Source organism: Nocardia sp. NPDC004278 (genome assembly GCF_053602975.1).
In genome coordinates, this window is record NZ_JBSGEQ010000009.1 from 64,079 (window position 1) to 90,366 (window position 26,288).

Annotated in this window: 30 protein-coding genes; 19 read left to right on the forward strand and 11 right to left on the reverse strand. The window is 65.7% G+C overall.

Annotation, left to right across the window (positions count from 1 at the left end; all coding sequences use genetic code 11):
- Positions 1–28: 28 nt before the first annotated feature.
- Both ACWEO2_RS16120 and ACWEO2_RS16125 read left to right on the forward strand, forming a co-directional pair.
- Entirely contained in the window at positions 29–901 is an 873-nt protein-coding gene (locus ACWEO2_RS16120; protein ID WP_452405992.1) for a universal stress protein, read from the forward strand.
- Positions 902–1,107: 206 nt separating this feature from the next.
- Positions 1,108–2,433: a DUF5933 domain-containing protein gene (locus ACWEO2_RS16125; RefSeq protein WP_452405993.1), complete on the forward strand. Its 1,326-nt coding sequence runs from the start codon at positions 1,108–1,110 to the stop codon at positions 2,431–2,433.
- Here the strand turns inward: ACWEO2_RS16125 and ACWEO2_RS16130 are convergent.
- Together ACWEO2_RS16130 and ACWEO2_RS16135 are read right to left on the reverse strand one after the other, a co-directional pair.
- Positions 2,430–2,957: a hypothetical protein gene (locus tag ACWEO2_RS16130; protein ID WP_452405994.1), complete on the reverse strand. Its 528-nt coding sequence runs from the start codon at positions 2,955–2,957 to the stop codon at positions 2,430–2,432. The two genes, ACWEO2_RS16125 and ACWEO2_RS16130, sit on opposite strands and share 4 nt — an antisense overlap.
- A gap of 162 nt (positions 2,958–3,119) precedes the next feature.
- On the reverse strand, positions 3,120–3,974 hold the full coding sequence (locus ACWEO2_RS16135; protein ID WP_452405995.1) for a 3-hydroxyacyl-CoA dehydrogenase: 855 nt from the start codon (positions 3,972–3,974) through the stop codon (positions 3,120–3,122).
- Positions 3,975–4,370: 396 nt separating this feature from the next.
- On the opposite strand from ACWEO2_RS16135, the gene ACWEO2_RS16140 reads away from it, so the two are divergent.
- On the forward strand, positions 4,371–4,739 hold the full coding sequence (locus ACWEO2_RS16140; protein ID WP_452405996.1) for a helix-turn-helix domain-containing protein: 369 nt from the start codon (positions 4,371–4,373) through the stop codon (positions 4,737–4,739).
- Positions 4,729–5,319 (forward strand): phosphatase PAP2 family protein, encoded by a 591-nt coding sequence (locus ACWEO2_RS16145; protein WP_452405997.1) that lies wholly within the window; start codon positions 4,729–4,731, stop codon positions 5,317–5,319. The genes ACWEO2_RS16140 and ACWEO2_RS16145 overlap by 11 nt, the downstream gene beginning before the upstream one ends.
- Positions 5,320–5,612: 293 nt before the next feature.
- On the opposite strand, the gene ACWEO2_RS16150 is transcribed toward ACWEO2_RS16145, so the two are convergent.
- From ACWEO2_RS16150 to ACWEO2_RS16165, 4 genes are all read right to left on the reverse strand, one after another.
- On the reverse strand, positions 5,613–6,197 hold the full coding sequence (locus tag ACWEO2_RS16150) for a ClpP family protease (protein ID WP_354960632.1): 585 nt from the start codon (positions 6,195–6,197) through the stop codon (positions 5,613–5,615).
- A complete protein-coding gene (locus tag ACWEO2_RS16155) occupies positions 6,194–6,799 on the reverse strand; it encodes a ClpP family protease (RefSeq protein WP_452405998.1) in 606 nt (201 codons plus the stop codon). Before ACWEO2_RS16155 ends, ACWEO2_RS16150 begins: the two co-directional genes overlap by 4 nt.
- Before the next feature lie 92 nt (positions 6,800–6,891).
- Positions 6,892–7,167 carry a DUF2277 domain-containing protein gene (locus ACWEO2_RS16160; protein ID WP_452405999.1) on the reverse strand — a complete coding sequence of 92 codons (276 nt, stop codon included), beginning with the start codon at positions 7,165–7,167 and terminating at the stop codon, positions 6,892–6,894.
- 209 nt (positions 7,168–7,376) lie between these two features.
- Positions 7,377–7,706 carry a plasmid stabilization protein gene (locus ACWEO2_RS16165; protein WP_452406000.1) on the reverse strand — a complete coding sequence of 110 codons (330 nt, stop codon included), beginning with the start codon at positions 7,704–7,706 and terminating at the stop codon, positions 7,377–7,379.
- A gap of 176 nt (positions 7,707–7,882) precedes the next feature.
- Between ACWEO2_RS16165 and ACWEO2_RS16170 the strand changes: the two genes are divergently transcribed.
- Positions 7,883–9,139, forward strand: a complete 1,257-nt coding sequence (locus tag ACWEO2_RS16170; RefSeq protein WP_452406001.1) for a serine hydrolase — start codon at positions 7,883–7,885, stop codon at positions 9,137–9,139.
- Between the two features lie 200 nt (positions 9,140–9,339).
- Here ACWEO2_RS16170 and ACWEO2_RS16175 read toward each other — a convergent pair whose 3' ends face one another.
- Together ACWEO2_RS16175 and sigJ are read right to left on the reverse strand one after the other, a co-directional pair.
- Positions 9,340–10,530 carry an NAD(P)/FAD-dependent oxidoreductase gene (locus ACWEO2_RS16175; protein WP_452406002.1) on the reverse strand — a complete coding sequence of 397 codons (1,191 nt, stop codon included), beginning with the start codon at positions 10,528–10,530 and terminating at the stop codon, positions 9,340–9,342.
- Positions 10,531–10,610: 80 nt separating this feature from the next.
- A complete protein-coding gene (gene sigJ, locus ACWEO2_RS16180) occupies positions 10,611–11,555 on the reverse strand; it encodes an RNA polymerase sigma factor SigJ (RefSeq protein ID WP_452406003.1) in 945 nt (314 codons plus the stop codon).
- A 190-nt stretch (positions 11,556–11,745) separates the two neighbouring features.
- On the opposite strand from sigJ, the gene ACWEO2_RS16185 reads away from it, so the two are divergent.
- The 5 genes from ACWEO2_RS16185 to ACWEO2_RS16205 all read left to right on the forward strand — a co-directional run bounded on the left by ACWEO2_RS16185 (position 11,746) and on the right by ACWEO2_RS16205 (position 14,637).
- On the forward strand, positions 11,746–12,546 hold the full coding sequence (locus ACWEO2_RS16185) for an SAM-dependent methyltransferase (RefSeq protein ID WP_452406004.1): 801 nt from the start codon (positions 11,746–11,748) through the stop codon (positions 12,544–12,546).
- A 69-nt stretch (positions 12,547–12,615) separates the two neighbouring features.
- Positions 12,616–13,179 carry a nucleotidyltransferase family protein gene (locus ACWEO2_RS16190; RefSeq protein ID WP_452406005.1) on the forward strand — a complete coding sequence of 188 codons (564 nt, stop codon included), beginning with the start codon at positions 12,616–12,618 and terminating at the stop codon, positions 13,177–13,179.
- Positions 13,180–13,431 (forward strand): BON domain-containing protein, encoded by a 252-nt coding sequence (locus ACWEO2_RS16195; RefSeq protein ID WP_355182651.1) that lies wholly within the window; start codon positions 13,180–13,182, stop codon positions 13,429–13,431. It begins immediately after the preceding gene.
- A 21-nt stretch (positions 13,432–13,452) separates the two neighbouring features.
- The gene (locus ACWEO2_RS16200) at positions 13,453–14,172 is read left to right on the forward strand and encodes a metallophosphoesterase family protein (protein WP_452406006.1); all 720 of its coding nucleotides are present in this window, start codon (positions 13,453–13,455) and stop codon (positions 14,170–14,172) included.
- A 12-nt stretch (positions 14,173–14,184) separates the two neighbouring features.
- Positions 14,185–14,637: a hypothetical protein gene (locus ACWEO2_RS16205; protein WP_452406007.1), complete on the forward strand. Its 453-nt coding sequence runs from the start codon at positions 14,185–14,187 to the stop codon at positions 14,635–14,637.
- 6 nt (positions 14,638–14,643) lie between these two features.
- On the opposite strand, the gene ACWEO2_RS16210 is transcribed toward ACWEO2_RS16205, so the two are convergent.
- Positions 14,644–15,309 carry a TetR/AcrR family transcriptional regulator C-terminal domain-containing protein gene (locus ACWEO2_RS16210; protein WP_452406008.1) on the reverse strand — a complete coding sequence of 222 codons (666 nt, stop codon included), beginning with the start codon at positions 15,307–15,309 and terminating at the stop codon, positions 14,644–14,646.
- An 80-nt stretch (positions 15,310–15,389) separates the two neighbouring features.
- On the opposite strand from ACWEO2_RS16210, the gene ACWEO2_RS16215 reads away from it, so the two are divergent.
- From ACWEO2_RS16215 to ACWEO2_RS16245, 7 genes are all read left to right on the forward strand, one after another.
- The gene (locus ACWEO2_RS16215) at positions 15,390–16,868 is read left to right on the forward strand and encodes an FAD-dependent monooxygenase (protein ID WP_452406009.1); all 1,479 of its coding nucleotides are present in this window, start codon (positions 15,390–15,392) and stop codon (positions 16,866–16,868) included.
- Between the two features lie 267 nt (positions 16,869–17,135).
- Positions 17,136–17,537 carry an ATP synthase subunit I gene (locus ACWEO2_RS16220; RefSeq protein ID WP_452406010.1) on the forward strand — a complete coding sequence of 134 codons (402 nt, stop codon included), beginning with the start codon at positions 17,136–17,138 and terminating at the stop codon, positions 17,535–17,537.
- Positions 17,534–18,322 (forward strand): F0F1 ATP synthase subunit A, encoded by a 789-nt coding sequence (gene atpB, locus ACWEO2_RS16225; RefSeq protein WP_452406011.1) that lies wholly within the window; start codon positions 17,534–17,536, stop codon positions 18,320–18,322. Before ACWEO2_RS16220 ends, atpB begins: the two co-directional genes overlap by 4 nt.
- 89 nt (positions 18,323–18,411) lie before the next feature.
- On the forward strand, positions 18,412–18,669 hold the full coding sequence (locus ACWEO2_RS16230; protein ID WP_040687366.1) for a F0F1 ATP synthase subunit C: 258 nt from the start codon (positions 18,412–18,414) through the stop codon (positions 18,667–18,669).
- A gap of 6 nt (positions 18,670–18,675) precedes the next feature.
- Positions 18,676–19,179, forward strand: a complete 504-nt coding sequence (locus ACWEO2_RS16235) for a F0F1 ATP synthase subunit B (protein WP_452406012.1) — start codon at positions 18,676–18,678, stop codon at positions 19,177–19,179.
- Between the two features lie 3 nt (positions 19,180–19,182).
- Positions 19,183–19,773, forward strand: a complete 591-nt coding sequence (locus ACWEO2_RS16240) for a F0F1 ATP synthase subunit B family protein (RefSeq protein WP_452406013.1) — start codon at positions 19,183–19,185, stop codon at positions 19,771–19,773.
- 43 nt (positions 19,774–19,816) lie between these two features.
- A complete protein-coding gene (locus tag ACWEO2_RS16245; RefSeq protein ID WP_452406014.1) occupies positions 19,817–20,539 on the forward strand; it encodes a Mut7-C RNAse domain-containing protein in 723 nt (240 codons plus the stop codon).
- A 36-nt stretch (positions 20,540–20,575) separates the two neighbouring features.
- Here ACWEO2_RS16245 and hutC read toward each other — a convergent pair whose 3' ends face one another.
- Entirely contained in the window at positions 20,576–21,331 is a 756-nt protein-coding gene (hutC, locus tag ACWEO2_RS16250; protein WP_452406015.1) for a histidine utilization repressor, read from the reverse strand.
- A 255-nt stretch (positions 21,332–21,586) separates the two neighbouring features.
- Between hutC and ACWEO2_RS16255 the strand changes: the two genes are divergently transcribed.
- A complete protein-coding gene (locus ACWEO2_RS16255; protein ID WP_452406016.1) occupies positions 21,587–23,020 on the forward strand; it encodes a purine-cytosine permease family protein in 1,434 nt (477 codons plus the stop codon).
- A 611-nt stretch (positions 23,021–23,631) separates the two neighbouring features.
- Positions 23,632–25,911, forward strand: coding sequence for an Rv1355c family protein (locus tag ACWEO2_RS16260; RefSeq protein ID WP_452406187.1), 2,280 nt, complete (start codon positions 23,632–23,634; stop codon positions 25,909–25,911).
- Here the strand turns inward: ACWEO2_RS16260 and ACWEO2_RS16265 are convergent.
- The gene (locus ACWEO2_RS16265) at positions 25,908–26,204 is read right to left on the reverse strand and encodes a hypothetical protein (protein ID WP_354958695.1); all 297 of its coding nucleotides are present in this window, start codon (positions 26,202–26,204) and stop codon (positions 25,908–25,910) included. The two genes, ACWEO2_RS16260 and ACWEO2_RS16265, sit on opposite strands and share 4 nt — an antisense overlap.
- Positions 26,205–26,288 lie beyond the last annotated feature (84 nt).

Sequence of the window (26,288 nt, forward strand, 5' to 3'; positions counted from 1 at the left end):
TACCGGTCCCGCAGAAGGGCGAAATCATATGTCCGCCAACACCATCAATCCACCTGTGCTCGTCGGTATCGATGGCTCCGAGGTCGCGGCCGAGGCCGTGCGCTGGGCCGCCGTCGACGCCGTCCGCCACCGCGCACCCCTGCACATCGTGTACGGCATCGGCGCCCCGATGGACTTCGGTCCCGGAATCGCTTTCAACCAGATCGATTACGACGCCTACCGAGCCGCCGGCGCCTCGGCCGTTGCCGCCGCAAGCGAATTCGCCACCGCCGCAGCCGCGCCGGTCGGCGAGCTCGACATCAGCACCTTCGTGGTCGAAGCGCCGCCGATCCCGGTGCTGCTCGACCGCTCGAAGGACGCCCGCCTGCTGGTCGTCGGAACCCGCGGTCTGGGCGCCTTCCGCCGCGGCCTCCTCGGCTCGGTGAGCACCGCCGTGGCCCGGCACGCGCACTGCCCGGTCGCGGTCATCCCCGAACCCGAGAACTACCTACCGGATCGGCTACTCGGTCCCGTACTGGTCGGTGTCGACGGTTCACCCGTCAGCGTCCGCGCCATCGAGATCGCCTTCGATGAGGCCGCGCATCGCGAAACCACCGTGCGCGCCGTGCTCGCCTGGTCCGAATTCAACCGCTACATCTCCCGCGCCGATATGCAGAAAGAGGCCGAGCAGCTGCTCTCCGAGAACCTGGCCGGTTACGCGGAGCAGTACCCCGACCTCGAGGTGCAGCGGGTGGTCGCCGAGGACCGGCCCGCCCGACGCCTACTCGCCGAATCCGAAGACGCCCAACTGATCGTCGTCGGCAGCCACGGTCGCGGCGGCTTCGCGGGCATGACACTCGGCTCGGTCAGCCAAGCCGTCCTGCACGGCACCGACTGCCCCGTCATCATCGCCCGTCCCTGACTCCGACGCGGTTCGGCCATCCGATCGTGACCGGCAAGCAAGCATCCGTCGGCTGACGGGTGCAATGGCACCGTATTGCCAATAGCCATGAGTGAACTCGGCTCCGCGTGGGGGCGCGGCTGCGAACGACCGCGCCCCCACCGGAACTCACAGGCTCCGTTAATCGTCGCGCACAGTGGTGTTCACGTCGTGTTTACGATGTCGGAATGCTTATTTACGACGCGCAAGACAGTTCCAGCCCACCTGGCGAGAGAGTGGGCGTTGCGCGTCGGTTTCGATCCTGGGTGATCTGGGGCAGCATCGCGGGCGCGGTTCTGGTGCTCGTCGCTGGTCAGCTCATGGCCGTGCATATCGATGCGTTGGGACCGCTTACCAGCCTTTCCTGGGATTACGTCGGGCGGCCCAAGTCCGCGACCACGCCGTGGGCCGGATTTCTGCTGGCGCTGATCGGGGTTTCGGCACCGGTTCGGGTGCGCGCCTTGGCGGCCGCGGTCGGCATCGACGTGATCTTTGTGATCATTCGAGCGATCGAGGGGCGGTCGTTCACCATCGGCAATGGTCCGACCATTGTGTTGACCGCGCTGGCCGTGATCGCCGCGGTGCGCTGGACCGGGGCGCGGCGCGAAACGGCGCTGCGGACCATCGCGCTCGGTGCGCTGCTGATCCTGGCGACGAAGGTCGGCGAGATCTGGTTGGACATCACCGCATGGGCCTGCCCGATGGTGCTCGATCCCTATGCGGAACTGGCCGATCACGCGCTCGGGAATCCGTCGTGGCTGGTCGGGCAGGTACTGGATGCGGCGGGGCCGGTGCCGCTCGGTGTGGTGCGGTGGGTGTACTTCGAGTTGCCGGTCGCGGCGATCGTGGTCGCCGCCTGGCAGCTGCGCAATGTGACGACCGGTATCTGGCCGCGGCACTACCTGGTGCGCACATTCCTCACCCTCGGGGTGGTCGGTCCGCTGTTCTACGTGGTCTTCCCGGTGGTGGGACCGGTGCTCGCATTCGGGCCGGAGGGACATGGTTTCGAACTCGCCGATGTGTGGCCGAATATCGTTCCGGCACTGCCGTCCTCGGTCGAATCGATGCCGTTCGACGGGATCACCCCGCGAAATTGCATGCCGTCACTGCATACCGCGTGGGCGCTATCGCTGTTCATTCATTCCCGGCGCGGACCGCGCTGGTTGCGCTGGGGCGGTGGGTTCTGGCTGGTCTGCACCTTGATCGCGACGCTCGGCCTCGGCGCGCACTACGGCGTCGATCTGGTGGCGGGCGCGACACTGTGCCTGACCGTGGAATCGGTTCTGCGCGATCCCGACCGGGGTTGGGACCGCGGGCGGGCGCGGGTGGTGGCCTTCGGTATCGCGACATTCGCGGGCGTACTCCTGTGCGTACGCTATCTCGCGCTGCCAATGGCGAACTACCCGTTCCCGTTCGGCGTCGCACTCCTCGGTGTCTTCGCCGCACTGGCGTACACCTTCTACCGAACCTGGTTCGCCGGAGCGGATATCCGCGAAAAGGTCTCGAGCCGCTAGCTCTTGCGCAGTGTGCCGGTAATGGCACCGCCCTGACCCGCGCGGTAGGTGACGGTGCCATCCGGCCGCAGCTCGACCGTTGATATGCCCAGTTCGCAGTCGATACCGCCGGTCAGGCGCGCAGCGAAGACGAGCTCGGTCTCGGTGCCGCTGACCATGCGTCCGATCCGATCGCAGCGGTTACCGGAACTCTCATCGGTATCCGATGAGGTGGCGACCTCCTCGGCATTCTTACCGGACTTGATGGTCAGCACGATGTCGTGTGCGGCGCTACCGTCGCTGGCGACGCCCTTCCATTCGCCCAGAAACACTTTCGGCACCGCCCACACCGCGGCCACCGGAGTTGTATCGTCCGGGCGTGCGACCGGAGTGGCGACGCCACCGCCGGAGCCGCTGTCGTCAGAGCCGATCACGAACGCCATGATCACAACCAGCACGGTCACCACCGCAGCGCCACCGATTACCGCAACGCGCACCAGCTTCGACCGCGCTGCATTATCTTTCGTCGACGAGTCCTGCCCCACCGAACCGATTCTAGTTCGCCACCCGGCATCGGACTCCGCTTTCGGCGATCGCCGCTGAGCCGAAACCCATTGGGCGCCAGCGGCGGCCGAATCAACCCCGATTACACCGCGCGCACCCCGGTTCGCGCGGCGGGAACAGCTCCGGTACTTCAGGTCTGCGAACTACGGGGTGTACTTGTAGAAGCCCTCGCCGGTGGCGATGCCGAGCTTGCCCTTGTCGATGTAGTTGGTCTTGAGCCAGGCCGCGAGCCGCTGCCCGTCCTCGTCGCTATTGGCGAGGATGTTGTAGGGGGTGGTGAGGCCGATGACATCGAGAATCTGGAATGGCCCGTAGGGTGCACCGGTGCCGATCCGCCAGGTCTTGTCGACCGCGTCCGGTTCGGCGAAGCCGCCCGCGCTCAGGGACATGGCGGCGTTGAGCAGCGGCACGAGCAGCGTATTGAGGACGTAACCCGCCTTTTCCCTGTGCAATTCGATCGGCACCATGCCGATTGCCGCAGCGAATTCGACCACCGCCTGGTACACCTTCGGATCGGTCTCGGGTGTGCCCATCACCTCGGCGGTGTTGTACTTCCACACCTGGTTCGCGAAATGCAAGGCGAGGAACCGGTCCGGGCGACCGGTGAAGTCCTTCATATCGCTGGGCAGCAGGGTGGAGGAGTTGGTGGCGAAGATCGTGTGCTCCGGCGCGAGCTCGCCGAGCTGCTGATAGGTCTGCTCCTTGATGGTGCGGACCTCCGGCACAGCTTCGATCACCAGATCGGCATCGCGCACCGCCGCGGCGAGATCGGTGGTCAGCGCGATGCCCGCCGCGGTCGCTTCGGCCTTGCCGCCATCCGCGCCGGACACCTCGTCGCGATAGGTCGCCGCCAGGTTCGCAATGCGGTCGCGGGCACCGGCCAGCGCATCGTCGCTGATGTCGTAGGCGGTGACGTCGAAACCGTGGAATGCGGTCTGGAACGCGATCTGCGAACCGAGCACCCCGGTCCCGAGGACGGTCACCTTCCGGATGGTCATTGCCTTCTCCTTCCTCCGCGAGGCGAAGTTCGCCCCGTGACATCATCGGGGTCGCCGAAGGCCGCGAAGAATCCGGCGACGATCTGGGTGAGCTGATCGGGCATGCCGCCGATGGATGAGCGTACTCCTAGCTTTGGTTCATACAGCTAACTCACAGCCACGGCCTAAGGGGCGCAAATGCCGAGCCCCGAGCATTGTCGTGTCGGTCCGGTTCGAACGGGTCGACGGTCTCGGATCGAGGCCCGACAACAGGAGGAACGTGGATGTGGATTCCGCTGCCCTGATCTCGACGCGACGCGAAAGGCCCTGTGTCCGTTGGACATGGGGCCTTCGCGGTTTGTACGCCCAGAGCGTAATGATCGACCGGATCGGTGGTCGCGGTCGTACGCTCTGGATATGACCGAGCATCCGAGACTGCACTCGATCCCGGGCGGACGCGCCGACCAGCCGAGGCAGGCCGAGCCACTGTGGCGTGAGGTGCTCGGCGAACGGTTGCGCACGCTGCGGCGCGAGCAGCGCGAGACATTGGTCGAAACCGCTGGGCGAGCGGGCATTTCGCCGCAATACCTTTCCGAGGTGGAGCGCGGGCGCAAGGAACCGTCGAGCGAGATGATCGCGGCGTTGGCGGGTGCACTCGGCACCACCCTCTTCGGTCTGACCGAACAGGTGACCGACGACTTGCGCGCACTCCGTCGGCCCGCCTTCACCCGGCAGTCCGCACCGCGTGCCAGCGCAACGCCCACGCTCATGGTGCTTGCGGCATAGCCTGCCGCTGCGTGACTCGCGGATAGTGGGATTCGACGAGGGCATCATGCACGTCGTCGCCGAGACGCGACAGGATGCGGTAACACGGGCGGTGCGGGCGATCGGCGATGCCGGGGTCGGTATCGAAGTGCTCGGGCTGCTCGCGCTCGCCGGGGTGGCGGCCGTGGTCGTGACCAGAAGTTGGCGGGTCGGCGCTGCCGCAGCGGCGAGTCTGCTGCTCGCCGACCTGATCGCGCACAACCTGAAGCAGGTGATCGGGCGGCCGCGCCCGAGCGGAGATCTGACGGTGTGGCCCGAGATCCAGGGCTGGGCAATGCCATCGACCCATGCCGCCGCCACCTCGGCACTGGCGATGGCCGTCTTCCTGGCGGTGAACTGGGAATCGCCCCGTACCCGCCGCATGGCGGGGACGGCACTGGCCGCGGCGGTGGTCTTCATCGGCGGATGCATGGTGTATCTCGGCGCGCACTGGCCGACCGATGTCCTTGTCGGCTGGCTGCTCGGCACGCCCATCGGCGCCGCCGTCACCTGCGCGGCCCGCCGCGCACGCCCGACCATCACCCAAATCCCACACCCATAGACCGCCCCACCACCCACCCGCCCCACCACCCACACCAACTCCACCGCGAACCAGCAAACCCCCAATCCAATCGGTTGAGAATGCGCTGGTGCAGGGGCGCTCTCGGCGTTTGCCTGCGTCAGCGCATGGTGATCGCTTGTCCAATATTTTTGGGGGTCTGTTTGGGGTAACTCCGGCTGCTCGCCGGGCGTAGTCGTACGGCGGTCGAATGCGGGCCTGGGCGACCACCATTCGAGTACCTTCGACCGCACCTTGGACGCAGGGGCGATACGGCAAGCTGTCTGGGCGCGGCGTTAGGAACCGAGCACGTTGTCGACGAGACCGTAGTCGACCGCCGCTTGGGCGGTGAATACGCGATCGCGGTCGGTATCGTGACGCAGCCGCTCCACCGACTGCCCGGTATGCCGAGCCAGGATCGACTCGATCTCGCCGCGCATCCGCACCAACTCATCGGCCTGCAGGATCAGATCCGGAATCGCGCCCTGGCCGCGGGCGGCTGGCTGATGCAGGACCACGCGCCCGTGCGGCAGCAGGGATCGGCGACCGGGGGCGCCACCGGCGAGCAGGACCGCGCCGACCGCGATGGCCTGGCCGACGCAGGTGGTGAGCACCGGAGCCTTGATGAACTGCATGGTGTCGTAGATCGCGAGCATCGCGGACAGATCACCGCCCTCGCAGTTGATGTAGAGGTTGATGTCCTGTTCCGAACTCTCCGACTCCAGGTGCAGCAGTTGCGCGATGAGCGCATTGGCCACCCCGGCGTCGATCGGAGTGCCCAGGTAGACGATCCGCTCGGCCAGCAGGTGCGAGTAGATATCGGTGATGCGCTCGCCGCCGCGCGGATGCTGGGCGATCACATTGGGAATGGTGTAGGTCATGCCGAGATTCCGATCCGCTGGCGCTGGGGCACGATCTGCCCGAACGAGTCGACAATGTGGTCGATGAAGCCGTACTCCTTGGCCTGCGTCGCGCTGAACCAGCGGTCGTGCAGCGAATCCTCGTAGATCCGGTCATAGGGCTGTCCGGTATCGCCGGAAATGATGCCGAGCACGGTCTCCACGGTGTAGCGCAGATCATCGGCCTGCACCTCGACATCGACGGCGCTGCCGCCGATTCCGGCCGACCCCTGATGCATCAGCACCCGCGCGTGCGGCAGCGCGAAGCGCCGCCCCGGCGTACCCGCGGACAACAGGAATTGCCCTGCGCTGCAAGCCAATCCGAGCGCCAATGTGGATACCTCGCACGGTATCAGGCGCATCACATCGCGAATGGCGAGCATCGCGGGAACCGAACCTCCCGGGGAGTGGATCCACAATGAGATCCCCGCCTCGGCGTCCTCGGCCGCCAACGTCAGCAGCTGAGTCATCAGCAGGGTCCCGTTATCGTCGTCGAGGGGGCCGTCCAGCACCAATATTCGCCTGTTGAGCAGCTGCTCCCTGGCGCGCCAACTGAACAACGGTGTCTTGTCATCGTGAGCCATGACTCCACCGTGCCCCGCGCGCACCGCGAAAATCTCGCCGCGCTGCCCTCAGCAGATCTGCTCAGAGCAGCCCGAACTCAGGCAGCCCGGACTCAGTCGTGCGTGTGAGCGTGGATGCGAGCCTGCACTTCGGGGCGGCGCAGCGGCGGCACGGTCTTCGGCGGGACCTTGCGCTCCGGCAATTGCTCGAGCAGCCGCATCGTGGCGGCCGCGATATCGGCAACCGCGGCATCGACCGCCGGACGGGTAGTGGCGGAAATGCTGGACAGCCCGCCTACCTTGCGAACGAACTGCAGAGCAGCCGCATGCACTTCTTCCGGCGTCGCCGCGGGCTCCAGCCCGCGCAGCGCGGTGATATTTCGGCACATAACCCGAGGCTACAGCGCATCTCCCAATCGATTTATTGGATGACACCACCCTTCTCGGGTGTCCTAACCTACGGCCACCGAGGTGGCGTGGATGTCGGTTTCCGCTTCATTCGGGCCGGTTTCACTCACACCTGCGTGTGGGCCAGCACCTTCCCGTCGGCAGACGTTGATGACCGGGGCTCGCGCTTCGGGCTGATCGTGTGACCCGATCAGGCCTTGCCCAATGCCCTCGCGAGCTGTCCCTTGGTCATCTTCGAACGGCCTTTGATATTTCGCTGCCTGGCCTCGTTATAGAGCTGGTCGCGGGTCGGGCCCTTCGGACCGCGGCGGCCCGAGCGCTGCCCGCCGCGCTGCTGGGGCGATTTGTCCTGGATCGAGGTGCGGCTCGCGGTCCTGGTCTGCCCGGCTTGCGCACGATTCTTGTTGACCGTGCGGGCGGCGATTTCCTCGGCGCGCTGCGGGGTCGCGCCGCGTTCCCGCGCCGAATCCCTGATGTGTTCGTACTGGCGTTCCTGCTTATTGCTCCATTCCTTGGGCATGTCGAACACCTCCTGCCTGTCGGGTACCCGCGCTTCGGCCGCGAAACCACTCCGGTCGGTGTTTGCGCACCGATTGCAAGGTTTCTTCCGAATCGATGTCGGGACCTCCAATGATCGGGAATCGATGTAATCGCGCACGTGACCAGCCGAACGATCGCCGTCGATATGCTGGCCGCGTGAAGGTACTTCCTGCCACGTTGGTGACCGTCGCCGATGATCTGGACGCGGTGACGATGGTTGGGCACGAGGACGATCCGGCGGATGCCGGATCGACCAGCGGCGAGGTCGAGTCGCTGTGGGCGTCGGTGCAGGCGTGGTACCGGTTAGGCACGACGCCCGCGATCCAGACATGTGTGCGGCGCAACGGCAAGATCCTGTTGAACCGGACCATCGGGCACGGCTGGGGTAATGCGCCGAGAGACAGCCCTGATGCGCAGCAGGTGCTCGCTACGCCGGAGACACCGTTCTGCGGCTTCTCCACCGCCAAAGGGGTGTCCGCCGCGCTGATGTTCATGCTCATCGAGCAGGGCGCCTTCGAGCTGAATGATCCTGTGTGCAAGTACATTCCGGAGTTCGCGGCCCATGGCAAGGAGGCGATCACGATCGGCGATGTGCTGTCGCATTCGGCCGGGGTGCCCTTTGTCACGCCGCCGTACAAGGGGGTCGAGCTGGTGCTCGACGAGGAGTTGGCCGTGCGGGGGCTCGCCGATCTGGTGCCGAGTTGGCGCCCGGGCCGGTTCCGGGTCTACCACGCATTGACCAGCGGTCTGATCCAACGCCTGCTGGTGCAGCGGGCCACCGGCAAGCGGATGCGCGAGCACCTGGCCGAGCAGGTACTCGAGCCGTTCGGCTTCCGCTGGACCAACTTCGGTGTCCGCCCCGAGGATGTCGACAAGGTCGTGCCCAGCGTGAAGACCGGCCCCGCGCCGTCGCGAATGTCGACCTTCTTGGCGCGCAAGGCACTCGGCGGCCGAGTGGACGGCGCAACCGCCAAATCCGCGAACCAGGCCTTCCTGACCGCCGAACTGCCCTCGGGCAACCTCGTGACCACGGCCTGCGAACTGTCCCGCTTCTACGAAATCCTCACCCGCGGTGGCGAACTCGACGGAATCCGGATCATGAAGCCGGAAACCCTCCGCGCGGCGATCCAACCCGCGCCGCGGCTACCCGGCCTGGCCGGACGGGTAAGCCGCGCGGGTTACGAACTGGGTGCCCGCCGATCCAAATTCGGACGAAACACCCAGTCTCACTTCGGCCGCAGCGGCCTGACCACCCAATACGGCTGGGCCGACCCGGCACGCGGCCTGTCCGGCGCCATCCTCACGAACGGCAAGGCCACCACCGACACCCAACGCCCCTGGGCCCTGGTCGCCCAAATCTCCGATACATTCGGCCGCCTCGCCCCCGCCGACCACTGGTTCGACGCCACCTGACGGCCTGCGAGCGGGAACCGTTGGCGCACATTGTGCTTCGTCATTGCATAACCTTGGTCAACCAGTGGCTCCGAGACGAATGAGGGATGGCATCACCCGTCCTCATCCCACTTCCGAGCACCGGACGCCGCGACCATCGACACTCGCGTATCGCGTGCCCGACATGCCGGCCTCAGGGAGGCCGGGGCCGCCGGTCCGTATCACGCGGTGACCGAGTCGGTCCCCACTTTGTCGGTCGCCGCGAGGTGGTGACGGCGGCTCGGCACCAGCATGGTCGGGTGGGAAACGGTCCAGGCGGCGCTCGCGCAGACCATTTCCTTGATGCGGGCGGCGGTACGGCCTGTGAAGACGGTGGATGTGGGCTGGTCTTCGTGGGTCACGCGCTGGATGATTCCGTCGCGGCGGCCGAGGCTGATGCACTGCAAGTTATAGCCGATCGTGGTCTCGGGAACCTTGCGACCGGTCAAGCGCGCGGCGAGGGCGTCAGCGGCCTGCCACGCCATCGGGGTCGCCGTGGCACAGCCCATCCGCAGTGCCCGACCGCCCGCTCCTTCCGCCATCGCGGCGTCGCCGACGGCGTACACATCTGGATGCGAGACCGAGCGCATGGTGCCGTCGACGACGATCCGCCCGGTATCGGACACCTCCAGGGTGGTGGTGGCCGCGATGGGATGCGCGGCGAAACCCGCAGTCCACACGGTCACCTGGGTCGGTATCTCGCCGCCTGCCGCGGTCACCACGCCGTTCGCTTCGACGCGCGCGATGTCGGCCTGCTCATGGATCGCAATACCGAGCCGGTTGAAGGCACTGCGCAGATAGCGCTGGGCCTTCTCGTTGAGCCAGTCGCCGACGCCGCCGCGGGCCGCGATCGCGACCTCGAGGTCCGGGTGGGCGTCGGCGATCTCGGCGGCCGCTTCGATAGCGGTCAGGCCGCCGCCCACGATCAGCACCGTCGCACCCGGCGCCAACTCGCTGAGGCGCTCCCGCAGCCGCAGCGCGGCCTGCTTCCCCGCCACGTTGTAGGCGTACTCGGCGGCACCGGGGACGTCGACGTCGGCGGCGGCGCTTCCGAGCGCGTACACGAGGGTGTCGTAGCCGATGGTCTGAGCGCCGTTTTCAGTGATCAGATCAACAGTCTTGCGGTCGACATCGACGGCGGTGACCCGTGCCAGCCGGGCCTGCACGCCGGTGCCCGCATAGATGTCGCGCAGTGTGCGACGCGGCAGTTCCTGCCCGCTCGCGAGTTGGTGCATGCGCACCCGTTCGACGAATTCGGCGTCGGCATTGACCAAGGTGATCTCGATATCGTCGCGGTGCAGCCGCTTGGCCAGGCGACTGGCAGTGATGGCTCCGCCGTACCCGGCTCCGAGAACGACAATGCGGTGCTTCATGGCTTGCTCCTATCGGGTTGCACTCACCACCTGAACCGGACAGCCGCACGATCCCTGACAGGAAAAGCTTGTGATGTGAGTCACCACTCGGCCGCGAGCGGGCGATGGGGCCCGCTGGCTGCCCACTGGCGCGCAATGCGTTCCAGCTTGTCGGGATTGACCTGGAGATGGATTGCCGCGACGCCGTCCGGGGTCGGGTCGATGCAGAAGATGCCGAAGACCCGCCCGTCGACCTCGACCAGCACCGCGGGACCGCCGTTGACGACGACGGCATAGAAGACGGGACGGCCAGCGACATAGGCGCGCTTGGCAGCGGTCGGCCGGAACACATCACGCAGGTACCGCGCGATACCGAGCGCACCGATGATCGGGACCTTGCGGGCCGGAATCCGACCACCGCCGTCGGCGATGCTGACCGCGTCAATGGTCAGCAGCCGGATCAGTGGCTCGGTGTCACCGCTGAGACCCGCGGCGAGAAATTTCTCGACGAGCTCCCGCGCGGCGACCGCATCGACCTCGGTGCGGGCCCGTCCGGTGCTGACATGCTGCTTGGCACGCCGGTAGATCTGCTGGCAGTTCGACTCGGTGACGTCGAGGATCTCCGCGATCTCGCGGTGCGCGTACCCGAACGCCTCGCGCAGCACATACACGACGCGCTCATTGGGCGAGAGCCGCTCCATGAGGGTGAGCATTGCCATGGAAACCGACTCGCGCTGTTCGACGGTATCGGCCGGACCGAGCATCCGGTCCCCGGCCAGGACCGGTTCCGGAAGCCATTGCCCCACATAGGTTTCCCGCCTCGCCCGGGCGGAGCCGAGCTGATTGAGGCAGATATTGGTGAGTACCTTCGTCAGCCACGCCTCAGGCGTCTCGATCAGTTCCCGGTCGGCCGCATGCCACCGCAGAAACACATCCTGCACCGCGTCCTCGGCATCACTGGCCGACCCCAGCAGCCGATAGGCGATCGCCTCCAAGCGGCCCCTGAACCCCTCGAACAGATCGGCTTCGTACGTACTGAGCGACATTTCCCCATGGTCGGCCATGCGCGCAGGCCGCGTCCACCTGCCCTCCGCACTGAACGCTTCGGCCAGCAAACTACCGGTTCACTGAGCCGACCGAATTCGTATCGAATCGGGAATTGTCCGCACGGCATCTGCTTGTGTGACTACGCTTTTCGAGGCACGCAAGGCAATCCGGTATCGCGGAGGGGTGGATATGACAGCTTCCCGGTCGACGGTCGAGATCGACCAGACCAAGCCGAGCATTTCGCGCGTCTACGATGCGCTGCTCGGTGGGAAGGACAACTACTCCGTCGACGAAAGAGTCTGCGAGCACCTGCGTGCGACCACGCCGCATATCGATGATCTGGCGAAACTGAATCGCGAAATCCTGGGTCGCGGCGTGCGCTACCTCGCGCGCGAGGCCGGATTGAAGCAGTACCTCGACCTCGGCGCTGGCCTGCCGACCGCGGAGAACACCCACCAGATCGCCCAATCGCTGCAGCCCGGGGCACACGTCGTCTACGCCGACAACGATCCGATCGTGCTGGCGCACGGACGCGCACTGCTGCAGGAGAACGACCAAACCGTCGTCGTCACCGCCGACCTCCGCAATCCCGATAACGTGCTCGAGCATCCCGATGTGCAGCGAATGATCGACTTCGACCGGCCGGTGGCCGTCATGCTCGTCGGCTTGCTGCACTATCTGCGCGATGACGAAGATCCGGCGGGCGTCGTCGATGGATATATGAACGCCGTGCCCTCGGGCAGCCACCTGTTCATCACGCACTTCTGCGACTCGGGCCCGCAAGCCAAGCGAACCGAGAAATCCTTCCTGGAATTCCTCGGCCGCGGCCGCTTCCGCACCAAGGACGAGATCCTCGACCTGTTCCTCGGCTATGACCTGGTCGAGCCCGGCCTGGTCTACCTGCCCCGGTGGCGTCCGACCCGCATCGTGCGTGACAAGTTGACCACTATCGAGCGCCTGATGGTCGGCGCCATAGCGCGCAAACCCTGATCGCGCGCACACCCCGACAGCGCCCTCGCGGCGGCGATTAGCAGGGCGAACCGCGGGTATGGCGCATATATGGTCCCGACCATCGATGAGCTACTGCACGCGCTGACCCGCGCCGTGAACACGCTGGCGGATACCGATATCCGCTTCGCGGTCGCGGGCGGGTGCGCGGTGTACGCGCGCGGCGGGCCCGCCTCGGAACACGATGTGGATATCCTCATCAAACCCGCCGATCTCGCCCGCGCCCGCAGCGCATTGGCCCGTGGCGGACTGCGGGTCGCGGATCCGCCCGAGGACTGGCTGACCAAGGTCTATGACGACGGCGTCCTCATCGACCTGATATACCGGCCGAACAACCGCGACGTCACCGACGAACTGCTCGATCGGGCCACCGTAATGCGTGTCGGTCCGGCCGTAGCGCCGGTGATCAGTGCGACCGATCTGATGATCGACAAATTACTGGTCTTCGACGCGCACCGACTGGATCTGAGCCCGCTGCTGCATGTCGCGCGCGATCTGCGCGAGCAGGTGGATTGGGACCGGGTGCGTGCGGAAACCGGTGGTTCGCCCTACGCCCGAGCCTTTCTCGGACTGGTGGACGACCTCGGCCTGATCGAGCCGAAGGAGGGGCAGTAGATGGATCGGCCGCAATATCTGGTCGCGCACCTGCGCCGGGCGCTGGCCGAGGATCCGCGCACCGCCGAACTCGGCGTCCAGGTGACGATCCGCGGCGATGTGATCGTTCTCGTGGGCGAGGTGAGCAGCATCGAACGCAAGCAGCAGATGGAAACCGTGGTGCGCGAACAGCTTCCGCAGGCACGCATCCACAACGACGTGCACGTCACGCCGCCCGCCGCCCCACGGGACACCGAGGCGCTGGCGGACTGAGACCGGAAAGGAGAGTGGCGCATGCGGATCGCGGCAATCGGCGACGTACATCTCGGCGTCGAATCGCGCGGCGAATTCCGCCCCGCACTGGCGCAATTGCCCGACCGCGCCGATGTGCTGCTGCTGGCGGGTGATCTCACCCGGCACGGCACCGTTGCCGAAGGCCGGGTCGTCGCCGCGGAATTCGCCGATCTCGGTATCCCGGTGGTCGCGGTCCTCGGCAATCACGACCACCACAGCGACGCACAGGATGAGATCACCGCGACGCTCACCGATTACGGCATCACCGTATTGGAAGGAACCGCAGCCGAATTCACGGTCGACGGACAAACCCTCGGCATTGCCGGGACGAAGGGCTTCGGCGGTGGTTTCGCCGGTAAGTGCGCGAGCGTCTTCGGTGAGCGGGTCATGCGCGAATTCGCCTCCCACACTGTCGATCTCGCCGAGACACTGGGCGAGGCACTGGCCGGCCTGCACACCGACATCACCGTGGCCATGACCCACTACTCCCCGATCAGCGACACCCTGCACGGCGAACCGCGCGAAATCTACCCGTTCCTCGGCTCCTACCTACTCGGCGAGACCATCGACGACCGGGGCGCCGACCTCGCGATCCACGGGCACGCGCATGCGGGCATCGAACGCGGCACCACCCCCGGCGGCATTCGCGTGCGCAATGTCGCACTGCCGGTGGTGCGCACCGCCTACGTCGTCTACGAGCTGACGCCCGAAGCGAAATAATAAGGAGTACCGATGCCCGCACTCGGATCCACCGCCACGGTGGCCGCGGCGATACTGGCCGCGGTCCTGCTCGTCGGCTGCGACGGCGACGGCGATATCAATCCGCTGCCCGGCACCCCCACCGCACATCCGAACATCACCATTACGTTCTCGCCCCCGGGCAGCTCGGCGCAGGTGCCGAATACGGACGAGATCACGCCGACGGCGGCAAGGCAGCTGTGCGAGATGATCGGACCCGAGGTCGACAAGTGGCGCACCCAGGGCAGACAGCTCGGCAAGATCAGCTTCAATGGCACCGTGCACGATTGGGCCGCCCGCAACGGCGGCCTCAACGACACCGTCATCCGGGATCGCGCCGTCGTCGATCACATCACCGTCACCGAATGCCCGGACGTCCGGCTACAGGTTCTCGACGCCTTGCAGATCTCGACTCTGGCCGACGGTCTGCTGGGATTCGGTCGCTGACCGAGGTCAGGAAGTTTCGGAAACGGTTCGGGTGGCGAGGATTCCGGCCAGGATGACGCGTAGCCCGTGGTCGAATTCGGCATCGGTATCGGCCCCGAAGAGGTCGGCGACCATGCGGGCGGTTCGGGGGTAGCGGTCGGTATCGACGGCGTGCGCCAGCCGGGCGAGATCGTAGGGATTGCCGTCGGCGTATTCCGCACCGGACTGGGCCTGCTCCTCTATTACGAACCCGACCGTATAGTGCAGCAGGATCGGGAAGACCCGCTCGGCGTCGACCACCGAGAATCCCGCATCCTCGAGTGTGCGCAGTGTCAATTCCACGGTGCGCCACATGGCTTCATCACTGACGTAGGTACCGGCCAGCACCTTCGCCCCGTCCCGATAGCGCAGCATCGACCGGCGCATCCGTCCGGCCAGCGCCACCACCCAGTCCTGCCAGTCCTCCCCCTGTCGCGGCGCCTCGACGCCGTCGACCGCGGATATGAAGACCCGCTGCGCCATCGCGTCGAGCAGTTCGCGCTTGTTCTTGACATGCCAGTACAGCGCGGGCGCCTGCACATCCAGTGCGGCGGCCACCTTGCGCATGGTCAGCCCATCGAGACCGACCTCATCGAGCAGCCCGAGTGCGGCCTCGGCGATCACCTTGGCATCGATCTTCACTGTCACCTCCACTGTCGAATCCCTTGACAGCTTAACAATGTTCTGGTCTCCTTAACAACGTTAAATCGCTTAACGTTGTTAAGGAGACCGCCATGGAAACCACCGAGGTAGTGATCGCCGGCGCCGGACCGACCGGCCTGATGCTGGCCTATGAACTGCGCTTGGCCGGAGTGGATGTGACGCTGGTCGACGGACTCCCGGCGCGGACCGGCGAATCCAGGGCGGGCGGCATCCACGCCCGCACCTTGGAGATCCTCGATCAGCGCGGCCTGCTCGACGATCTACTCCCGCTCGGCCGCATCATGCAGGCCGGACACTTCGCCGGCCTACCCCTGGACTTCAGCGATTTCAACACCCGCTACCCCTTCATGCTCGCCGTGCTGCAGTCGGTGATCGAACGCGAACTCGACCGGCGCACAACCGAACTCGGCGCGGTCGTGCAGTGGGCCTCACCGGTCGTCGACTTCTGGCAGGATGCGGCGGGTGTCGAGGTGGAGATCGGTGGCCCGAATCCGCGCCGGATCCGCGCCGCCTACCTGGTCGGTTGCGATGGCGGCCGCAGCGCGGTGCGCAAACTCGCCGGCATCGACTATGTCGGCACCGATGCGACCGCGATCGGCATGCTCGCCGATGTCGAACTGGCCGATCCGCCCGCGCAGCCCTTCTTCGGACATCGACGCGGTGCCGGCGACTTCTCCGCGGTGCAATTCGAGCCCGGCTGGTACCGACTCGTCGTGCAGCGTCACGACCACGTCTTCGAGCGCGGCACCGAGCTGAGCTTCGAGGACTTCCGCACCAGCTTCGTCGAGGTCGCGGGCACCGACTTCGGCATGCACAGCCCGCGCTGGGTCTCGCACTACGGCGACGCCGCCCGCCAGGCCGACCGCTACCGCGTCGGGCGAGTCTTCGTGGCCGGGGATGCCGCGCACATCCACTACCCGGCGGGCGGCCAGGGACAGAACCTCGGCATCCAGGACGCGGTGAACCTCGGCTGGAAGCTCGCCGCCACCTTGCACGGCAACGCATCCGACGAATTGCTCGACACCTATGAGACCGAGCGCCACCCCATCGCGGCCCGGGTCCTGCACAACACCCGCGCCCAAACCGCGCTCGGCCGTCCCGGCCCGCACACCGACGCGCTGCGCGACATCATGAGCGATCTGATCGATATGGAGCAGGTGCGCCATCGCCTCGGCCTCATGATCACCGCACTCGATATCCGCTATGACATCAAGGGCGAGCACCCGCTTACCGGCCGCCGCATCCCCGATGCCGATCTCACGACCGCGGCGGGCGCGACCCGAGTGCACGAACTGCTGCGCGGGGGCCGCCCGGCGCTGCTCGTACTCGACGGAAACGACGTTCCCGCGGTACCGCAATGGCACGACCGAATCGACATCGTCCGCGCCGACAGCCGCGGCGCGCACTGGACCGTGCCCGGTGTCGGCGAAATCCCGACCCCGGCCGCCGTCCTGCTGCGACCCGACGGTTACGTCGCATGGGCGAGCGAGGAACCCGCCGCCGCAGGATTGCCCGAGGCCCTCACCGTCTGGGTCGGTGCACCGGCCTGACACACCCACGCTGCCCGTATCCGCCCTCGCGCCCATTCGGCCAAATATGCTGCGAATTAGCGGATGACAGAAGTACCGAACGGACGGTCTTGTTGATCTTGTCGTGAAGGAGGGTAATTAGTTGATCTTGATGACTCTGGGGTGACACTGTCGCCGAACGGACACGGTCCGAAAATCCTCCGGAGAAAGATCAAAAACGTTGCCTCACAAAGGCGTTGTTGATGTGTATGCTATCGATCAATCACGACCCCACTACGAGGTGGGATGATGACCGAGGACGGTATCGAAGTGGATGTGAATGCACTCCGAATGCGCCGTGCGACTGTCTTCGCAATAGGCGTCGGCGTACTGACTCTGGCGGCAGCCGGGCTGCTCGATGGGTTGCTGCTCGGACTGTTCATCTGTCTCGGACTCGGACTCGGTTGGTTGAATGCGCAACTCACCCGGTTGACCGTCAACCGGGTCGCCGACGCCGAAAAACCGAGGAAACAGGGGTTGTATCTCTCCTCGGCGGTTCGACTGGCCGGAATAACCGGCGGTTCGCTCGTAGTGGGTTTCCTGGCAAGACCCCATGGCATCGGAATCTTCTTCGGCTTGGCTGCCTTTCAAGTGATTCTGGTGTTGGTCACCGTCTTGCCTGAAGTGAAGGAGCTTCGCCAGCAATCATGACGGATCAACTCGCCTTCATCGCCCGGTCGGCCGTTCCGGTGCTCGCACAGGAGCAGCCCGCCGAAGAGCCGAAGATCAAGGTCGGCGAACACGCGGTCGCACATCTGTGGGGCATGGACTTCAATGTCGACACAATCATCTCGACCACGCTCGCCGCGGCGATCGTGCTCGGCTTGGCGTTCTACCTGCGGGCCAAGCTGACCTCGGGCGTGCCCAACGGCGTGCAGTTGTTCTTCGAGACCGTGACGGTCGGGATGCGCAACCAGGTGGAGAGCGCCATCGGCATGAAGGTCGCGCCGTTCGCGCTGCCATTGGCCGTCACCCTGTTCATCTACATCCTGCTGTCCAACTGGCTGTCGGTGCTGCCGGTGCAGTACGGACACGGCGAACTGATCGCACCGCCCGCATCGGATGTCAATTTCGTCTACGCGCTCGCCCTGTTCGTATTCATCATGTATCAGGGCGCGGGCGTGTACCGCCGCGGTATCGGCGGGCATGCCAAGCAGTTGCTGAAGGGCCACACCGGCTGGGGGCCGATGGTCTTCATCAATGTCATCGAGGAAGTCGCCAAACCGCTCTCGCTGTCGCTGCGATTGTTCGGCAACATGTTCGCGGGTGGCGTTATGGTCTCGGTGATCGCATTGTTCCCGTTCTGGATCAGCTGGGGTCCGAATGCCATCTGGAAACTCTTCGACCTGTTCGTCGGAGCCATCCAGGCATTCATCTTCTCCCTGCTGACCGTCCTGTACTTCAGTCAGTCGATGTCGCTGGAGAACGAACACTAACCACCAGCGACTGCTTTGCTGGTCGCTCGAAACAACACAACGGATCGGCGCCGCCGATCGAGCTCAGGTAACAGAACAGGAAGTGAAAAATGGCAGACGCAACAACGGCGGCCATCGTCCAGGGCGCCCTCATCGGCGGCGGCATCATTATGGGCGGCGGCGCCATCGGCGCGGGTATCGGTGACGGCCTTGCCGGTGCCGCGCTGATCAACGGCGTTGCCCGTCAGCCGGAAGCGGAGGGTCGCCTCCGCGGTAACTTCTTCCTGACCGTCGGTCTGGTCGAGGCGGCGTACTTCATCAATCTGGCCTTCATGGCGCTCTTCGTATTCGCTACTCCCGGTAAGTAACGCAGTATGACTCCGCGAACGGATGTTGTTGCCGAGGGGAATTTCCTCATTCCCAACGGCACATTCTTCGTCGAGCTTTTGATCTTCCTGATCGTGCTCGGGGTCATGTGGCTGTTCGTCGTTCCGCCGATACGCAAGGTATTGGCGGAACGCGAGGAAAGAGTCGCGGAGACCGCGGTCGACAACAAGGAAGCCAAAGCCTTGTTCGCCGACGCCGAAGCGAAGTATCAGGCGGCCGTTGCGCAGGCGCGCAGTGAAGCGGTCGAGATCAGGAATCAAGCACGGGCCGAGGGCCGAGTTATCCTCGAGCAGTTGCGAAGTGAGGCGCAGGAAGAGGCCGACAGGATCGTCGCGGAGTCCGCGACGGAACTGCGGGCCCAGGCGGACCAGGTGGCCGCGGAGCTGCGTGAGACTGTCGAACCGCTCGCCGAGACATTGGCCGATCGCGTGCTCGGCATCAAGGATCGGCACGCCCGTTCCAGCGCGGGCCACCAGTCAGAGCGAGCGTAGACAATGAACCTCACCACTAGCATCCTCGCCGCGGCATCCGAAGACTCCGGCATTTTCCACATCACCTTCGACTGGCCGATCTTCTTCAGCCAGCTGTTCGGTTTCGCCGTCATTGTCTTCATCTGGGTCAAATACATCGCACCGCCAATCGGGCGGCTGATGGCCAAGGCGCAGAACAATATTCAGAAGCAGCTCGACGACAACGATGCTGCGGCGAAGCGTCTCGTCGAGGCCAAGCGGGCCTACGACAACGCCGTCTCGGACGCCCAGGCCGAACTGGAACACATCCGCGAGGACGCGCGCGTCGATGCCGAGCGCATCGTCGCCAAGATGCGCGAATTCGCCGATGCCGAGGTGGCCCGGGTTCGCAGCCAGGGCCGCGACCAGATCGCCCAGATGCGCACCCAGCTCATCCGCGATCTCAAGGCCGATCTCATCGACACGGTGCTGGACAGCACCGAGGAGAAGGTCCGCTACGAAATCGGCTCCACCCATGTGGCGGCCGACAGCATCGACAAATTCCTCGAAGACCTCGAGGCCATGGCCAACGCGGAACCGCCGGTTCGCCGCCGCGCCCAACCCTGGGCATTGTGAAACCAGGTGGTCGCCGGACCGCGTGCCCTGGCATGCTGACCGCGTGACCACTGCGCAGATCACGGTCGATTTCGCGCCCGAACTGCGGCTGTTCGTCGCCGCAGCACAGCGCGCGGGTCGCTCGGCCGTGCGGATCGATGGCAGCTCGACCCTCGGGCACATCGTGGAGTCGCTCGGTGTGCCGCTCACCGAGGTGGGAGCGCTGCTGGTCGACGGTCGCCCGGTCGATTCAGCACATCTGCCTGCCGACGGCGAGGCCGTCTCGGTGCGCGCCGTGGTCCGCCCCCAGCACATCGCCGAACCGCTGAGATTCCTGCTCGATATCCACCTCGGGACCCTCGCGCGACGGTTGCGCCTGCTGGGCATCGACGCCGCCTACGAGAAGCCGGATATCGGAGATGCGGCACTGGCCACGCGCTCGGCGCTCGAACACCGCATCCTGCTCTCCCGCGATCGCGGACTGCTGCGGCGCCGCGAAATCTTCGCGGGTGCATACATTTACAGTCATCGCCCCACCGAACAGCTCGACGATGTGCTGTCGCGTTTCGCACCACCGCTCGCGCCATGGACCCGCTGCACGGCGTGCAACGGCCTGCTCCGCGTGACCGATAAACAGACCCTGCGCGGGCAACTCCCCGACGACACCGAACGCACCTACGAAGCTTTCGCGCAGTGCATCGACTGCGGCCGAACCTATTGGAAGGGTGCACATCACGCGAGCCTCGACGCGATCGTGACGCATGCCGTGCGGAACTTCGGCACCTGAGACAACCTCGGCCCAGCGGCATTCACCGCCAGCGGATCAGGCTCCGAATGCGCCCTCGAGACGGCTGCGCGAGCCGGGGTGCACCAGCCGCGCAACGCTTACCAGCGTATGGGCGGACCAAGTGCGCCGCCGGATCTGTAGACAGGGTTCGGTGCGTCGGATCCGCAGTAGTTCGCAGTCCTCGCGACGGCCCTGCACCGCTTCGACCACATGCTCGCCGCGGACCAGTGGCGCGACCTCGCTGAGATAGCGGTTCGGGGTGATATCGGCGAAATTCTGGTCGAGGTAGCCGGGGGCCGCGGCCGGATTGACGTAGCGGTCCTCCAACTGGATCGGTACGTCATCGTCGAAATGCACCAGCAGCGAATGGAATACCGTATCCGCTGGCCAGTCGTCGAGCAGTGGATTGTCGGTATCAACGGATTCGCTGCGCAGGAAGATCACCTCGGTGCGATGCCGGTGGCCGCGCTGCTGGATCTCGTCGGCAATATTGCGCACCTCGAACAGCGGCGAGGCCACCTTCGCGGGTGCGACGAAGGTGCCGACGCCCATCATCCGAACGACCACACCCGCCGCGGCCAGTTCGCGCAGCGCGCGGTTGACCGTCATACGCGAGATCCCGAGTGCGTCGACCAATTGATGCTCCGAGGGCAGCAGATCGCCTGCGGCCCAGCGCCCGGCGGCGATCTGCGTGCGGATGAGGTTCTTGATCCGCTCGTACGCCGGTGCCGAATCCGGTCCGGACGCCGCGAACAAGACCGCCAGGTCTGCATCGCCCACGGGGCGGTTCATCGCCACCACCTCTCGGTCTCTGATCGGCGGCCGCGTGGGTCCGCTGTGGTCACGCAAACCGCCGCCGGGTCCGTCGCTCGGACCGCGGCGTCTGCGCGCCACCTTATCCGTTCCGGTTGACAGTCACTTGTATATACAGGACTATGCATCTGGGCAGCCTCTATGGCCCAGAGCACAGACCGAGCGCGCACACCGGGTCCTCCCCGCACCGCACTTGTCGCCGCTGCTCCCCTTCTCTTGATGGAAGGCGGATTCATGCCGCACAACGACGAATTCGACACCGGACTCCAGATCGAGCACCGCACCATCGAAGTGATTCCGGACGCCGAGCGCCACGGCACCCCGCGCAATCAGTTCACCCTGTGGTTCGGGGCGAATATGCAGATCACCGCGATCGTCGACGGTGCACTCGCGGTGGTCTTCGGGGCCGACGCGCTCTGGGCGATCATCGGCCTGCTCCTGGGCAATATCCTCGGCGGCATCGTCATGGCCCTGCATTCCGCGCAGGGCCCGCGACTCGGTCTGCCGCAAATGATCTCCAGCCGAGCCCAATTCGGTGTCCTGGGCGCCGTGCTGCCGCTGCTGCTGGTGATCGTGATGTATCTCGGCTTCGCCGCGACCGGCACGGTACTGGCCGGTCAGGCCGTGAACAAGATTCTGCACGTGGACAATTCGACGGTCGGCATCCTCGTCTTCGGTGCACTCACCGCGGTGGTCGCGGTGACCGGCTACCGGCTGATCCACGTCATCGGCCGGATCGCCACCGTGGTCGGCATTATCGGCTTCACCTACCTGACCATTCGCCTGTTCGCCGAATACGACGTCAGCGCCTATATCGGGGCCAAATCCTTCGACATCGTGACCTTCGTCCTCGCGATCTCCCTCGGCGCGGGTTGGCAGCTCACCTTCGGACCGTACGTCGCCGACTATTCGCGCTATCTGCCCCGCTCGACCAGTGCGCGGACCACCTTCTGGTCCACCTTCGCGGGCAGCGTACTCGGCTCGCAATGGGCGATGACGCTCGGCGCGCTGGTGGCCGCGGTGGCCGGAAAGGCGTTCCTCGGCAATCAAGTCGGGTTCATCGGCGATCTCGCCGGCCCGTCCGCGATCGCGCTGCTGATCTACCTGGTGATCGTGGTCGGCAAGCTGACGGTGAACTGTCTCAATGCCTATGGCGGGTTCATGTCCATCCTGACCTCGGTGACCGCGTTCAACGGTCGCTCGCACACCACACAGGCCGCCCGAGCCGCCTATATCGTCGGCTTCACCGCGGTGTCGATGCTGATCGCGGTCGGGGCCAGCGCCGATTTCCTCAACAATTTCAAGAATTTCGTGCTGGTGCTGCTCATGGTGTTCACCCCATGGAGCGCGATCAATCTGATCGACTACTACCTGATCTCACGCGAGCGCATCGACATCCCGGCGCTCTACGATCCCGACGGGCGCTACGGACGCTGGAACGTCGCCGCACTGACCTGCTACACACTGGGCATTCTGGCCCAGATCCCATTCCTCGCCCAGAAGCTCTACACCGGCCCGGTCACCGAAATGCTCGGCGGCGCCGATATTTCCTGGATCGTCGGCATCGCCTTCACCGCCGCCATCTACTACCCCCTCGCCCGGCGCACCAGCAATCCGCCCGACCGGATGATCTATCCCGCCGACACCATGGCAACCCGCGTGTCCTGAGCCGAGCAACCCACGCAGTCCGCCACGAATGCGTCGGGGCCGGGTTCGACCTCGGCCGGAATGCGATCAGGCTTCCAGCAGGACGCACCGCACCCAGCCGATGCCCCAGGAGCGGAGCACAAGCTCCTTGGACAAGCGATCACCATGCGCTCGAGCAGGTAGACGCCGAGAGTGCGCATGCACCAGCGCATTCTCGGCTCATTGCTCAGCTGTTTGCATGAGGCTGAGCCAAGTAGGGAGGACTGATGTTTGCGGCGGAGAATAGACGGCTTGCCGCGACGTCAATGCCAGCGGGCGCTATGGGCGGCAGAGTTTGTGTGAACTGCTCGTATGCGGTGATCGCGGTCTGTGTGCCGGACGGGCCGGTGTCCTGGTTGGGCCGATCGAGGGAAATGCTCTGCACGGCGGATGGAATCGCGGCTGGACGTGTGGCGACGAGCAGGGATCTGCATAGCGGGCAGGGCGGGCTGCCAATCGGCGGTGACGGTTCGGGACAGCGGCATTCGGCTGATTGCGGCTTGCTCAAACATAACTAGTTACCGACAAGTCGGGTGTAGACCTTGGTAGGACGGATCCGCACGTACCTACCGGGAGGGGTTTTGCGCAACGAGTTGGGCCGGGGTCTCCGTGAGCTCGCGAGTAAGAATGGCGACATTTCTGAATGGCGGCCAATTCATTTCGATCTCGCCCTGGAGCGGGACCGGTCGGCATTATCCGCGCTCTTGGCCGCCACGACCGTGCAACGGGTACATGACACGGTTCGCGAACAGTTGCGTCAGCTCATCTCCGCGCGAGACCCCGCCTGTTCGCGTGCCGAAGTGGACCGGCGCGCGCATCGGCATCTGAACGGCAAGGAATCCACTGAGTACGGCGTGTGGGTGTGGTATCCGTGGTCGGGCGATCTCGTACATGTGTTGCCCGAGACGGAGTTTCGGGAGGTGCGTACGGATCGCAACCGCTACTGCATCACTCCGGCGGAACAGCAACGGCTCGCACGCATGCGGATCGGTGTGGTCGGGCTTTCGGTCGGCAACGCCGCGGTGCTCACCCTGGCACAGGAGGGGATCGGCGGTTCGTTCAAGATCGCGGACTTCGACCGCCTCAGCCTGTCGAATCTGAACCGCATCCGCGCCCGCGTCGCCGACCTCGGCATAGCGAAGACCGTCATCGCTGCCCGGCAGCTGTTCGAGATCGATCCGTATTTGCGAATAGAACTGTGTCCGAGGGGAATTCGCCCGGAGGCCATCGATGACTTCCTGCTCGGCGGCGGTGGTCTCGATCTGCTGGTCGAGGAATGCGATGATCTGCCGACCAAGGTGCTGCTCCGGGAGCGGGCGCGCGTCCACGGCATTCCGGTGATCATGCAGACCGGCGATCGCGGCCTGCTCGATATCGAACGCTTCGATGTCGAGGCGGATCGGCCCATCTTCCATGGTCTGCTCGGTTCGGTACGGGCCGAAGAGCTTCGCGATCTCAGCGCGGCGGACAAGGTCCCGTTCGTCCTCGAAATCCTCGACGCGGACCGGCTCAGCACCCGCGCGGCGGCATCGCTGCCCGAGGTCGGGCAGACGATCGGCAGTTGGCCGCAGCTCGCCTCGGGGGTGGCACTCGGCGGCGCAATAGTCGCGGATGCGGCGCGGCGTCTGCTGCTCGGCGAGCCGGTCGGATCGGGACGCTACTACGTCGATCCGGCCGAACTGATCGACGCGAGGCACCGAACCCATCACGAACCAGTCTCCGCCACAGCACTATTCGCGATCGCCGACGAGGCGCAGGCGGCCCCGCCGCTGCCACCGGAACCAGCCGAGCGCGGCACTGTGTCCGACGAGACGGCGCGGTGGATCGCGGCCATGGGCGCGCTGGCGCCCTCCGCGCACAATGCCCAGCCGTGGGCGCTGACCTGGCATCGCGACGACGCCATCCTCGAATGCCGCCACGACCCGACCCGCGACCTGCCGAGCCTCGACTTCGCACACGGCACAACCTGGGTCGCCTTCGGCGCGCTATTCGAGAATATCGACTTGGCGGCCGGACATCTCGGTCTGCGCACGCAGATCCGAACCTGGCCGCGGCCGAATGACACTCACCTCGTCGGCACGGTCGAACTGTCCGCCGCACCGGAATTCGAGGCCTCGCCGCTCGTCGCGCAGATCACGGCGCGGATCACCAATCGGCGTCGCGATACCCGTCGCCCGCTCGGTGCGGGGGTGGCGCAATCGCTGGCTGCGGTCTGTGCCGAATCCGGCGGCCACTTGCAACTGCGCTGCGAGCGAACGGAATTGGCCGAAATCGGCGCGCTGATCGGGGCGGGCGACCGGATCGGCCTGTTGAACCGGGCCATGCATCGCGACGCGATGGGCGGCTACCGATGGACGCCCGAGGAGGTACGGGCCAAACCCTATGGGCTCGATATCGCCACCGCGGAACTCACCGCGGCCGAACGCGCGGCACTGCGGCTGCTGAGTCAGTGGCGCGTGGCGCAGTGCCTCGCCGACATCGGTGGCGGACGGGCACTGGAAGACCTTTCCCGCGGCACGGTGGCGAGCGCCGCCGCGGTGGGGCTGCTGACGGTGCCCGGTGTGTCACGCGAAAGCTATCTGCGTGGCGGTCGCGCCATGCAGCGGATGTGGCTCACCGCGACGGCGGAAGGCATTGCGCTGCAACCGATGACGGCGCTGCCCTATCTTTTCGCCCGACTCGAGCGCGGCGGGGGCAACGGTCTGTCCAGGCACGAACAGGCCGAACTCCGGGAGCTGCGCGACCGCTATCGACGGCTGTTCGAGACCGGGCCGGACCATGCCGAGGTGCTGCTGTTCCGGCTCGCCTACGCGGGACCGCCGACGGCGCGCTCTGTGCGTCGTCCGCTGTGTCAGGTACTCGAATTCGTCTAGGCGTGGTACGTCGGGTGGTAGTGCTCCCATGCGGCAGCGAGCGCTTTGCGCACATCCGCCGGAAGGTGTTCGCGGATTTCGGGGCACAGGTGAACGCTGGCCCCACAGTCATCGCACCAGACCCGGACCGTCCGCGCATCCTTGGCGACCGCCGCGGCAATCCAGTCGACCCGCATATTCTCGTGGTCCAGTGTGGCGACCCATCTGTCGCCGTACCCATCGACATCTTGGTGAATGGCGTTGACCACCGTCACCTTGAACATGGGCGCGGGCTGCGTCCTCTTCTTCGTCATTGCGGTATACCTCCGGCCCGGCCGAGCAATATGTTCGTGCGACATCGAAGTAACCTCCCGTGGAGCGGGTGTAGCAATCTTCGG